Source organism: Paenibacillus sp. OK003 (assembly GCF_900109515.1).
Taxonomy (GTDB): Bacteria; Bacillota; Bacilli; order Paenibacillales; family Paenibacillaceae; genus Paenibacillus; species Paenibacillus marchantiae.
The window spans coordinates 39220-52734 of the sequence record NZ_FOBD01000019.1; the positions used below are offsets into that span (position 1 = coordinate 39220).

Below are 13515 nucleotides of genomic sequence, written 5' to 3' on the forward strand. Positions count from 1 at the left end.
TCCTTCTGAGAAAAAAATTTATTTTTCCTTTCGTTTATATTCTTGTGGTGTTACGCCCGTAAACCGTTTGAACGTTTGACTGAAGAATTTCGGATCTTCATAACCTACAAGTCTGCTTATTTCCGTAATTCTCTTATAACCGCTGTCCAGCAATTCGATTGCTTTGTTCAATCGCATATGAATGAGGTAATCTGAGAAATTATAGCCTGTTTCCGCTTTAAATAATTTGGACAAATAACTAATGCTGACATGGTAACGCAAAGCAAAGTCCTGGAGATGCACCGTTTCAGCGTAATGTTTGTTTAGATAATCCAATATTGCAGGGATGATCTGTTTGGGCTGTGGTGTGGCATGGTGGACACCAGCCATCAATCGGGTCAGTCTATCTTTTAACCACTCAAGCAGCGCATCGTCCGTTCGGCATGTTATCAGGAAATCATATATCAAATCTTCGCTTATGGCTTCCCAATCCGGCTCCGTGATTTTATACTTCAGAGCATATAAAAAATCGGAGAGCAACACAGACGTTTGTTTTAATGTGATTCCGTCCCGGCGCAAGTCGTCCAGCATTCTTCGCAACTCAGTGAAAAGTTTACCTGATTCCCCATCTCGAATATACGCCTCGATTCGCCGTGCACTGTCCCAGAACATCTGTCCAGAGACATGATGATTAACAAACATAAAGGTTGAAACGCCTAGGCGAATTTGATTTTCCAATCGTTGCAGACTACGCCGGTAGACTTCTTCCATCGTTTCGCATTCTTTTTTCAATTCATAAACGGTGTGAATGACAGCCACCTGTTCTACCTGTTCAAGGAGAAACGTGTTAATACGGCTAGACATGCGCCGCAAGCTTTCTTCCCGTGCGTTTTCTTGTACAGGAAGCAGCATGATCCTCGAATGACCATCCATGTCCACACATGTGGCGGAGGGATGAATATTTAGGCGAAGCCACTCCAGGAGTGGGCCTATATCTACTCCACTGTTTGACCAGGTAAATGAGCTTTTCCAATTTTCAAGTAGAACGGTAGTCATAAGCCAATGCCCGGTAAATGCTTTTTCGCCATTACGGTCAGCTGGTAATGTGATCCCTCTGAACATTTGAGAAAGCGACCACTGTAACTCATGCTGATTCCTGGCTTCCAGCTTGAAAATGGCTTCCCGTGCACGTTTCATGGCCAGGTCCAATTCTCCTGCCATTACCGGCTTTAGCAGGTATTCCTTCGCACCTAGCTTCAGGGCAGCTCGTACGTATTCAAAATCATTATATCCGCTTAACAGGATAATTTGAGATTGCGGGTGGAATGAAAGAATGTCATGAACGACTTCCAGCCCGTTCCTGCCAGGCATACGTATATCTGAAATTACAATATCCGGAGCGAACTTTCTGGCATAAGCAATGGCATCTTCGCCGTTGTCAAAGCCGACCACGGTATGGTCCGATTCATACGGTTTCATTAGATGACGGAGTTCGTCCATCGCCAGCATTTCATCTTCAATCAGCATGATGATCATGTTGTCTTTCCCTTCCTTCGTATACCAAAGGTAAAGTGAGTATAAATGTGATCCCTTCTTCACAGGTCTGCTCGAAGGTTAAACCGGAACAGTCCCCGTAGACTAGACGCATACGGCTCTGAAGGTTAATCAGAGCAATGCCCATATGTTCTGATTGTTCCGATTGTGAGGTAATCGAATCAGCCATTTCCAGTTTTTGTTTTAATGTGGCTTGCTTGTCCTCATCGATCCCCGATCCATTATCCTCAACTCGAATTTCCAGCCGTTCTCCGTTAATTCTCGCTTTCACGGACACCCAGCCCCCCGATTTACGGCGTTCCAAACCATGTACGACAGCATTTTCGACCAAGGGCTGAATCATCAGGCGCAATACCCTTGCCTGCTGAATGTGTTCAGGAATGTCAATATGAAAGGTGATCCGTTCCTGAAACCGGTATTTTTGAATGCGAATATAACTGCCTACAAGCTCCATTTCTTCTCGCAGCTCGACAGTTCTATCCCAGTTGTATAAGCTGTAACGAAACAAATGGGCGAGTGATTCGGTTACGTTGACGACATCTTCCGATGCGCCCTTTCTGCCCAAAGACTTTAGGATGGTTAAGGTGTTAAACAGAAAGTGAGGATTGATCTGCGCCTGCAAAGCCACAAGTCTTGCATCTCGTTCACGAATCTCTGCCATGTAAACTTTCGTGATCATCGTCTGGAGACTATCGAGCATTTGATTAAATACTTTGCCCATTAATCCAATTTCATTCTGATTTCCCGTTTGCTCAGCACGTACAGAAAAGTCGCCGCGTTCTACATGCTTCATTGTAATGATCATGTGGCGCAGAGGCCTTGTAATACTTCGTGCAATGAGAGAGCCGATCACCATGACCAGCAATAATACAACGAATTCAATACCCATTACTGTATTTCGAATTATTTGCAATTTCCCCGTGATATCACTCATGGGGGTAAGTATTAACGTTGTCCAGCCTGTATAGTCGGATCGTCCAATTCCATAGAGGTAACTTTGACCCTGCCAATCCGTTTGGCCAGCAGTGTTGTCTTGATTCAAGGAACGGATAGAGAGGTTAGTTATTTTTTTTCCTGTCAACACATCATTTTTGTCGTATACTACCTGATTTTGGTCGTTTATTACGAACAGTAAGGTGCCCGGTGTATTCCTGTTCTCCTGGAATGAAACCAAATCTTTAAAGACATCGGAATGAATGTCAATCTTCATATAGCCGATTCGTTTGCCTGTCGGGATTTGATTCATTGCCCGAACCAGAGAAAAGACCTGTTCGCCCGTAAAATTAGTAATGGTATTTTCCTTCATCGTAGGCCATAACAAAAATGGCTTGTGCTTACTGTATTGGTCATAAGGATACCAGGGTTCCTGTGTAACTGAATATCCGACCGGAGGGCTCCGCTTGGACCAGTAATAAGTCAGCTCGGCCTGGCGATTGGAGAATAGATATATCCCTTGTACGGCAGGCCAAGAGATAGATAAATTCAGAAGATGCGAAGAAACTTGCTGGGTAAGATTCGCCTGTTCCAAGGCACTCAGGTCATTGTCCTGACCCATCGCCTTTTGAACGATGGGATCATTAAATACGGACAAAGAAAGCTTCTCAAGATTTTCCGAGTAAAGGTCCAGCGACCGTGTAATCTGATCTGTGTTCGCCACAAGCAACTGCATGGATTGTCGCTTTAATTCGTTGACGCTGCTGTAATAATAGAAGATCCCGCTCAGTATAAAAGAGGTCGCAAACAGGACGGTAAAGCTAACGACGAGCTTCGTAATAAGTTTCCAGGAACGCCAGTGTTTCATCGTTTCCCCCATATAAGCTGGTATGTGACGGTATGCCCTTTCATTATATATGTCTGCTTTTCATGTGCCTAGTGTGAACTCTGCGGAAAGGTTGGTTCTACCACAAAGCTCTGATGATGCTTGTTACATCATCAGAGCTTCCTTTAGTCATTCTGGCATTTCCCCATGTACACGAACGGATTCCATGGAAATTACCTCATCACGGTGTAACCAGGGTCCATTGCTGACTACTGCTGTCATTGCCCAAGCTTTGCCCAAGATTAGCTCCATTCGTGGTTGAATCCAATCCGTCTAAATATAACCCTGTTGCTGCGTTTTTAATTTTATAATAGCTCCCAGCGTTCTCCAGAATCCATTGCTGATTGGGGTGATGGGATAAAGTATGCTGAGCAACTTTGGATCCGTCTGTGGTCCGGCCATATCCGTCCAGATATAATGCTGTGCCATTATTCTGAATTAAATAGTTATTTCCATAGGGGATGAACGTCCATTGTTCATTGTAGCTATTGTTGCTGGCATTCTGTTTGGTATCGGCTCCAGCATTGAAAGATCCCCAACCATCAACAGAAAGAGATGTAGCGCGGTTCTGAATTCGTTTCGCTGCAGTTGAAGTGCCAGGAACGGCCATGTCGGCATAATAAACGGGATGTGTGCCTGATTCCCAGAATCCTTGGCTGGATGTAAAGAATAGTCTTCCATTGGCCAGTGGCACCATCTGTCTGCTGTATCCTCCTGCGATTGGAGTCGAGGTTGTAATCCAACTTCCGGTCAGGTCCGGCTTGGAGTTAATATACATTACACCGCCACCGGAATAACAGCCAGCAGCAATTCGTCCGTCATTAAGCGTTACCACATAAGGACTTCCCCCAGTTGCAAAGGTTGTACCATAATCGGTCACATTCCAACTTTCAGGATTGGAGGATATTTTATAATTGCAGGGTGTACCGCTTATTCCAACCACTTCATAAGTCATAATGTAACGTCCGCTTCCGTCTTGCAGCTTCGTTACGACCGGCATTCCCGGACGAAGCTTGCTATCCGTCATAGCACTATCATCCACCGGAGAACTCCAGGTCGTACCGTCGGTTGTTGTCTGATGAACCAGCTTCTGGCTGTAGGCCGGATCTCGCTCATCGGAATAATACACGATCAGTTTATCATTGGCTACCATTAAAAAAGGCTCCCAGACCGGATCGCCATGTTCGCCTATTCCAGCATTCGGTGCTTCAGTGATATTGCTTACAAAGGTCCATGATCTGCCCAGATCAGTGCTTTTGTACAGATCAAGGTACTGAACAGAGTTGTCAGCCGGACTGGATATTCCTGCGACCAGCATGGTGCCGGCTGTAAGACTTCCAATGGTCTGAGGCATTTCATACAAGTGAGGGTTGGTATTCATGCCGAGTCCGTTTTGGGTATCCTGCACCTCGCCCACTTGAGCCCAATTTTCGCCGTTATCTGTACTTTCATAAATCGGATAAACCTGCTGTGTAGAAGTATTGCGTTGAAAAGTTGCATACATTTTACCGTTATTTGCTCCATTATGGGCAAGCTGGATGGCCCTTGGATACATGGCACCCACAGATATAGAATTCGGATTGGTGGCTGGATCATACATAATTGAAGGACCATAAGCACTTGCTGATGCTGAAACGACTAACAGAATGGCATAGAAAATCAACATGATGGTCGACGTTTTCCTAAGCATTGTAACGCTCTCCCCTTTGCGTATGAAATGATAGCTTGCATGAAGTATTGCTGGATAGACTGTAATCGTGTTGCCTCTTTCGTTGTATCCCACGCCTTTCATACGATGTGCTAAGTTCACCTCCTTTAAAAATTTGTAAGCGCTTACTACTCTTTTATCTTAAAGGGTCGTCATAGCAAGCACCGTAGGATGGTTTTCCAAATAAGGGGGGTTCGTTTTCTATCTAATAAAAATGCTCCGCAGCAAGTTCTACGGAGCATTCTCGGTAGGTTAGTTACCACACTTTAATGTAGTTCTTCCCATTTTTCAATGTGGAGAAAGGACCTAATCCATCCTTCCGGGCTCTTGGCTGATCTAAAAAGTCGGTATCCAGCAGTACTGCACTTCCATCCGGGTTCTCAAATTCTGCGTCGACGATTCTCACACGGGGAAGGGTTGACGTGGAATGTACTGCGCCGTATAAATGCTCCGCCACCTCTGGCAGTTCAATGGAAAGATATCCAGCTTCACCTTGATCGATAATGGACAGGTTGGGGGAAAATTGCTCCTCCACCCAATGGTCGATTTCTCTTTCGAATGGCTCTGCCCCATTGAAGTAGGCATTATTATTAATGTAGACCGGCTGTTCAACAAGTTCATACTCTTCCACATCGCCATGGAGCTTATGAACAGTATCAATATACTCCGTCAAGGAGGTTGTATAATTTTTGAAATGCGATGTTCCTGCGCCCTGAAGTCCTTCTTTACCTACAAAAATGTTGTTATAAAATCGATCATCTCCTCCATAAGTAAGCGAGAAACCTGCGATTTTTGTGCTATGAGGAAGATGGTAAGGTGTGGAACGGTTTAGCACTTTGCGGTGTATCATCTTTCCGGCAATCAGGTTATTGACGTAAGCCCCTCCTTGGGCAACGTTCTCCAGCGCGTAATCTGAGGTCAAAATATTATTATCGACTATACAGGGACCGTGACTGACTTCCAGAAACAAGTCACGGTAATTGTTATAAAAAAGGTTTTTGCTAATTCTGGTCCCCTGAATCTGCCAATCAAGCCAGAGTCCAAGTGTACAATCATGAATACGGTTATGATGAATATGAACATCAATGGGGGCATGCAGCTTGATCCCGGCGATTTCATGTCCCCAGAACTCCCGTTTGATGGCAATGTTATAGATGTGGTTATGATGAATTTCGCTAAAGATACAACCTAAATGGCCAACGATTGCGTTCTGGCCGCAGTCATATATGGTATTATGACGAATGATATGCGACCCGATGGTTTCCTTGTTCCATCCCTTGCGCTCAGCATCAAAGACAGATTCCAGCTGGTACTGGTACCCCGGCTTGTCTTTTCGAAGGGTACGATAGTTATTACCTGTGGATGCCTCCTTGCCAATACTGATTGCGCTGCATTTGGCGTCGTGTATGATATTATTTTCGATAATCCAGCCCTTGCTCCAATTGGGACCAATGAGGCCAGGCTGATCGGCAGTGGGAGGTGTCCATGGTGTTGCCGCATGAGCCATCTCAAATCCACTTACGGTTATATAATCGATTCCCGTCTCCTCTGGATAGAAACAGGATCTTCGCACGTTGATTTCAACAAATTCCTTATTTGGATCAGCGCCTTGAAAGTTGGCATATAACGTCGTTTGTTCCGTGTCAACTTCTGCAAACCAGACATATTTCGTTCGTTCCGGGTAGTGGAGAGGAATGACTTCTTGGGTCCAGAGGTCTTCTACGTTGGTTCTCATCTCTGGATTAACAAGCTGATCGAAGGAAGTCACCTCGCAGAAGGACATGCCATTGAGATAAATTTCTCCTAAATGTTTTGTTTCCTCAACCGTGACGAGCCAGTCGCCAAACACTTCTTCTTTATAAGGATTAAAGTAGCCGAATAGCGTATTGGGCAGCTCCACTTTCCAAATATGATGATCAACAGGCTGCCAATGCTGTATATGCTCTGAGCCTTTAATCACTACTTTTTCGCCTTCGGCGGCTTGATAGACAATTCTTCTATTTTCGCTCAATCCCTTATATTTGGGCTTTACCCACTCACGATAAACACCTTCATGAACAATAACTTTATCTCCAGCGACAGCAACAGAGGCAGCTTTATTTATAGTTAAGAACGGGTCTTGGTGCGTACCTTGTCCAAGGTCTGAACCATGCTTGGATACATGATATTCCATAGCATAAACATCCTCTCTCACTTCAAGTTTTCTCTCCAGCACCACGTTGAATTACTAAGTAAGTTCAGTATAGAATGCACGGTACAGAAGGTAAATGAAATCGCTTTACCAAATGATAGAATACGATTACGCATGGCGTTGAGGATAAACAAAACGATAGGTCCCGGAGCCCAATACTAATCGAACTCCCTGCTCCACAGCCTCAATCCGTTTAACACCATCAGCCTGCTCTGCAGGAATGACGCCTTCCAGCAGTAAAATTCGTTCAGCTCCTGGTAAAATTACAACACCTTCTGTATTGGCAGGAACAGTAATGGTAACGGTCATTTTATGGTCCGTGGTTCTACGCCAGGAGGAGAGAATGGTACCATACATCGATTCAATACTTGCCTCCGCCCAATCTAATCCTGGTCCGGGGTGGGGATGAATATGAACCACCTTAAACCCGGGATTGTTTTCGTCCGGTCCGATGCCTGCTACGTAGCCATACAGCCAATCTCCTATAGCACCGTAAGCATAATGGTTGAAAGAGTTCATATCTGCACTCCAAAAGCTTCCGTCCTCTTTGATGCCGTCCCAGTGCTCCCATACGGTTGTGGCACCTTTCGTCACCTGATAGAGCCATGAAGGGTAGTCTTTTTGGAAGAGCAGCTTGTAAGCAAGATTATTGTTGCCACACTCGCTAAGCACCGGATTCAGGTATGGAGTTCCAACAAAACCAGTTTTCAGATGGTCACCTGCGTCGTGAAGCAGTTGTTCCAGCTTCCGAATTGCCCGTTCTCTTGCCGATCCTTGTATCAGACCAAAACGAAGCGCAAGCACTTGCGCTGTTTGTGTCGAAATGGATATATCTCCAGAGGCTGTGACATATTCGTTTTGAAATGCTTCGACGACCTTCGTATGAAGGGTGTGGTATTGTTCACTATCTTCTGTCTTGCCTAAAGCATCTGCTGCCTTCTGGGTAAGTGAGACCGAGTATGCATAGAAAGCGGTGGCGATGTAAGCAATGTCGGTTGAGCCGATGTAACTGCCTGGCTCTGAATCCAGTGCAAGCCAATCTCCGAAATGGAAGCCTGTATTCCACAGATAGGGGTTGTCGCCCTGTCCCTGAATATAAGACACCCATTTCTTCATACTCTCGTACTGTTCCTGCAACAGTAGCGTATCACCGTACATCTCATAGATCGTCCAGGGGCAAATCGTGGCTGCATCTCCCCAAGCGGCTGAGGAATGGTCGGTTTCACCCCATCCCGAGGAGAAGGATTCCTTCAAGTTTGGAATGAAGAACGGAACGCCACCCTCTGCCGTCTGATCGGCTTTAAGGTCACGTAGCCATTTTGTGAAAAATGGAGCTGTATTCATTAAATAGGATGCGGTTTTGACAAACATCTGTGCATCTCCGGTCCAGCCCAACCGCTCATCCCTCTGAGGGCAGTCTGTAGGCACATCAAGGAAGTTCCCTTTTTGTCCCCATAAGATATTGTGGTGCAACTGATTTACCAGTGGGCTTGAACATTCAAAATGACCGGTTCGTTCCATGTTGGAATGCAGCACGACACCGATGAAATGATCAAGTTGAACCTTGCCGGAAAAACCGGTCAATTTCACATACCTAAACCCTTGGAAGGTAAAATGAGGTTTAAACTCTTCCAGACAGTCGCCTCTTAAGGTGTATACGATACGTTGTGCAGCACTTCGGATGTTATGGCGATAGAAGTTTCCCTCGGCATCAAGGATTTCAGCATGTTCCAATTCGACTTTTTGCCCGGGGCTCCCATGTATAGCAAATCGCAACCAGCCCACCATGTTCTGCCCCATGTCGAGCACCGTGTCTCCTTGAGGTGTTTGGAACAATGCCATCGGCTTTAACTGCTCCTGCTGTAATACCGGTACGTTTTCCTGCGCAACAATAATATCTTTACGGCAATGAATAATATCCGCGGGTATCCAGCCATCGGAATCGGTCCATTCCCGCTCCAATCGGGCATCGTATGTTTCGCCCATGTAAATATCCGACGAAACAATAGCACTTATCGAAGACTCCCATCCTGGACCAGACATGATCTGGTCTTCGGTTCCGTCCTCATATTGGATATGGAGCTCTAACAAGAGAGCTGTTCTTGTGCCAAACATCTCCTTGTCGTTCTTCCAACCGAGATAGCCTTTGTACCAGCCGTCACCGAGGAGGGCCCCGAGCACGTTTGTCCCTTTATGCAGCATGTCTGTGACTTCATACGTCTGATACTGCAGGCGTTTGCCATAACTTGTCCAGCCAGGTGTGAAATACTGGTCGCCTACTCGCTGATTGTTCAGGTGAAGCTCGTATAAGCCTAAGGCAGTAGCATAGATCCGCGCGCTTCGGACTGCTTTATCAATATTCACAATCTGACGCAATCTGGGGCAATGCCCCGAATCCTGCACACTCGGAGCACTAATCCATTGTGCGGGCCACAGTTGCGGATCTTCCAGTCCGGTTTCGAAGAAGGCTCTGCTTGACCAAGCTGACTCTGCACCGGTTTGGTCCCATACTTTTACCCGATAGTAATACCGAAGCTTGGGTTGAAGATGCAAACCCGTTAACTGAACATGAATGGATTGAGATGAAATACTCGTGCCTGTATCCCATAAGATAGTATGGAAGTCTGCGTTCTTGCTCACCTGAATACGATATGCCATTTGTACGCAATTTCGGATATCGGACAGTAATTGCCAGCTAATCCTAGGTGCAACCAGACTAATACCGATTGGATTTTCTTTGTATTCGCAGCGAACCTTTGTTACAATCAGCATCTTATTAGCTCCATTCTTGTAATATTGATTAGCCTTTGACAGATCCTGCGGTCATACCAGCTACAATCTTTTTGTTAAAGAAGATGAACAGAATCAGCGGCGGAATGGTGATTAACAGGATGTCTGTAAACAGCAGGTTCCATTGCGAAAGAAATTGGCTTGTAAAATTGTAAAGTGTTAACTGAACTGTTGCATTCTTGGATCCTGGAAAAAAATATAGCGGATTGGTGAAATCATTGAAGATAAACACCGATTGCGTGACGATAACTGTGGCGGTCACTGGTTTCAAGAGTGGGAATATAATTGTAAAGAACAGCCTGTACCCGCCGTATCCATCCACTACCGCAGCTTCGTCAATTTCGCGGGGAATGGCTGCCACAAAGCCCTGGTACAGTAATACACAGAATGGGAAACCTAACGCAACCTCAACCAATACAAGACCTGCCATCGTTTTAAAAAGATGAAGTTCGTCCAGAACCCAAATCGTTGGCACAATGGCTGGAGGAATAATCAATCCGGCGAGAACAAAGAAGCTGATCCAGGATGAAGCTTTATCCCTTCTTCGCTGCATGACAAAAGCCGCCATGGAGCAGAAAAGGACCAGCCCGATCAGCGACAGCAGTGTCAATACAAAACTGTTCCAAAAAGCGCGAAGCAACATGTAGTCCCTTACCACAATGACATCCTTGATATTTTGCCAAAGCTGAATTTTGGAGGGCCATGCCAGATTCATGAGCGAAGCTTCTGGTGCACTTTTCATTGCAGTTAGGATAACAAAATATAAAGGGATCCAAAATACAATGATACTGATGAGAACAGCGACCGCTTCAATACAGAATTTACGGAGGCTCCGGCTCATAGGTCCACCTCTTTTCGGTTGAGATAGCGAGATAGAGGGAACACCAGAGCAGTAACGAAAATGAACAGGATTACGTTGCCTGCCGTAGCTAATCCGTAGAATCCGCCTTGGTACTGCTTATAGATAATTGAGGCAATAACGTCGGTTGCAAAGCCCGGACCGCCCCGGGTCATTGCCCAAATCAAATCGAAGGAGCGCAATCCGCCGATAAAGGCGAGAATAATTACTGAATTCGTTGCCGGACGGCTTAGGGGTACGATGATACTCCAGAATTTGTTCCAACTGTTTCCCCCGTCAATTTGGAGCGCCTCATAATATTCTTCCGGAATGGATAAAATGCCTGCGATATATATGATCGTTGCGAAGCCAACGCCCTTCCATACATCTACTGAAGCGACGGATAACAAGGCTATGTTTGTGTTTCCGAGCCAATCAGGTCCTTCAATACCGAACTGTGCGAGTGTTGTATTGATTAATCCTGTCGTTGGATGCATCATCGTGCTGAAAACGACCCCTACCGCAATCGTACTTAGCAAAGTGGGGAAGAAGACCATGGAACGCAAATAACTTTTGGTCCGAATCTTGCCTGTCAGAAATACACCCAGCAGCATTCCGCCAACAACCTTGAGCAAGCAGGTCACAGTAGCGTAGATTATCGTATTTTTGAAACCTATGCTAAGGGATGGCTCCTGAAAAAATTGGATGAAATTCTGTAATCCAATGAATGTCCAGTCCGTTAATGTCCATCTTGTCATGCTAAAGAAAAAGGACATAAGGGTTGGGATAATAAAGATAACGGTATAAATGATGGCCGCGGGCACTAAAAAATTATACGTATAAATTCGTTTAAATACTTTACTCATTTTGTTCCCTCCTGTTTGGAAAGCAGTCAGACCTGCTCAGGTTCGGCAGGGCTGACTCGAATTCCCGCAGACTACTCTGCAATTACCAGCCTTCAAGTCCCAGTTGTTGGGCTTGTTTTTCGACATCCTTGTCGTACAGTGCAGCAGCATCTGCTGCACTGCGTTTGCCCGCTCCAACTTCAACGGTGATTTGTTCAAGGTTTGGCCCCTTAACCGGAGACAAAAACTCCAGCGCCGGTGCTGTTTTGCCCTCGTCGAAATAAGGAAGCATATCTTTAACGACTTGTGGAGTGTCGCTAGGGAGGGCAGCTCCTTTAATAGCGTAAGGACCTGATGGCTTGGACACCTTGGAGATAGCCTCCACACCTTCAACAGAGGCAATGAAATTGACAAACTTTTTAGCTGCTTCAGCATGCTCTGTATTTTTATAAACATAAGCGGCGAAAGGCATCCAAACCGTTGCCCCATTTTGATCAGGCTGATCCCCCGGCTGTGCGAAGAAACCGATGTCATCAATCAGTTCCGGATTATTCTGAATAATAGCTGGTACAGCAAAGCTCACCATAGGGTACTGAGCGCCTTTGCCTTCGGCAAGCATCTTTAATCCGGAATCATACGTTGTTGCCAGGAAATCCTTGTTGTAGTACCCCACAGTATCCGCGAGCTTCTGGAAACTGCGAAGGGCCGCTGGCGTCGAAGCAAATTTCGCCTTATTCGCTGTATAGTTTGCGGCAAAATTTGGAACCTGTGCCTGGACATTATAATAATCAGCCAGAACGATCATCTGGGAAGACCAGGCGTCTTTGAAGGTACCGATAATAGGTGTGATGCCTGCCGCTTTGATTTTGTCGTTGTTTGCCTTCAGATCCTCCCAGGTTTTGGGAACGGACAGGCCAAGCTTGGCGTAAACCTTTTTGTTATAAAACCATCCGCCCGCCATGGTAGAGCCTACAGGCGCTCCGTATATTTTTTGATTGAAGCTGACAGTAGGTTTGAACGAATCGATCACATTTGCCTGGAAAGGCTCATTCGTCAGATCGAGCAAATTTTGTTCTGGATTAAGTGCATGCAGCAGGGAGCCGGAATTATAAATGAAAATATCGTTCATGTCCTCAGTGGCAAGCCTTGTTTTGATGAAATTATCACCTTCACTGCCGCCGGGACGGGTCTCTGTCTCAATCGTAATGTTCGGGTATTTGGCCTCGAATGCTTCGACTAATGCATTCGCCGTATTCACCGTGTCCTGTCCGCTATCAATCAACAACGAAAGGATGATCTTCTCTTGTGACGCTTCTCCGCTCCCCCCATTGCTGTTAGACGAGGAGACACTGCCGCTCTCTGAAGTCCCCCCGCCACAACCAGCAAGCAGTAGTCCGCATAACGTGACACAGGACAGCAAAGCTGAGAATTTTCTCATCGTTCTCTTTTTTGACATTTCATGACCTCCATTTGATTTGTAGAGCTTACAAGGTAATCTTATAGGGAAGTCAGAGGAAGAAATGCAGAATCGTTTTCCAAAATAGGTAGGTTCATTTTCTGAATAGCGTATAGGCCTGCTGATTTGAAGCTGCTGTATTAACACCTTGTGCCGAAGGAGAACGTGTTTATACCACTAATGCAATCTTCTTAATTGATGTGATAATTATTGGATAGCGGTTCGTCCGCAGCATCGGTGAGAATTAATCCTTTTCATGACAAATGTCCTTAGGATCGGAAGGGGATATTTGAATTTTAGAGACTCGTGAAATTTTACTTCATCATGGAATCTGT

8 protein-coding genes are annotated in these 13515 nt (G+C 45.6%); all 8 read right to left on the bottom strand.

Annotated elements, in window-relative coordinates:
* Positions 1–18: 18 nt before the first annotated feature.
* Positions 19–1515: a response regulator transcription factor gene (locus BMW94_RS24665; protein ID WP_091001447.1), complete on the bottom strand. Its 1497-nt coding sequence runs from the start codon at positions 1513–1515 to the stop codon at positions 19–21.
* The gene (locus tag BMW94_RS24670) at positions 1496–3334 is read right to left on the bottom strand and encodes a cache domain-containing sensor histidine kinase (protein ID WP_175480845.1); all 1839 of its coding nucleotides are present in this window, start codon (positions 3332–3334) and stop codon (positions 1496–1498) included. The genes BMW94_RS24665 and BMW94_RS24670 overlap by 20 nt, the downstream gene beginning before the upstream one ends.
* Before the next feature lie 199 nt (positions 3335–3533).
* Positions 3534–5042: an RICIN domain-containing protein gene (locus tag BMW94_RS24675; protein WP_175480846.1), complete on the bottom strand. Its 1509-nt coding sequence runs from the start codon at positions 5040–5042 to the stop codon at positions 3534–3536.
* A 274-nt stretch (positions 5043–5316) separates the two neighbouring features.
* Positions 5317–7233 (bottom strand): right-handed parallel beta-helix repeat-containing protein, encoded by a 1917-nt coding sequence (locus BMW94_RS24680; protein ID WP_091001450.1) that lies wholly within the window; start codon positions 7231–7233, stop codon positions 5317–5319.
* Positions 7234–7359: 126 nt separating this feature from the next.
* On the bottom strand, positions 7360–10023 hold the full coding sequence (locus BMW94_RS24685; protein WP_091001451.1) for an alpha-L-rhamnosidase: 2664 nt from the start codon (positions 10021–10023) through the stop codon (positions 7360–7362).
* 28 nt (positions 10024–10051) lie between these two features.
* Positions 10052–10882 carry a carbohydrate ABC transporter permease gene (locus BMW94_RS24690; RefSeq protein ID WP_091001452.1) on the bottom strand — a complete coding sequence of 277 codons (831 nt, stop codon included), beginning with the start codon at positions 10880–10882 and terminating at the stop codon, positions 10052–10054.
* Entirely contained in the window at positions 10879–11745 is an 867-nt protein-coding gene (locus tag BMW94_RS24695; protein WP_091001453.1) for a carbohydrate ABC transporter permease, read from the bottom strand. The genes BMW94_RS24690 and BMW94_RS24695 overlap by 4 nt, the downstream gene beginning before the upstream one ends.
* An 82-nt stretch (positions 11746–11827) precedes the next feature.
* Positions 11828–13180 (bottom strand): ABC transporter substrate-binding protein, encoded by a 1353-nt coding sequence (locus BMW94_RS24700; protein WP_091001454.1) that lies wholly within the window; start codon positions 13178–13180, stop codon positions 11828–11830.
* Between the last annotated feature and the right edge of the window lie 335 nt (positions 13181–13515).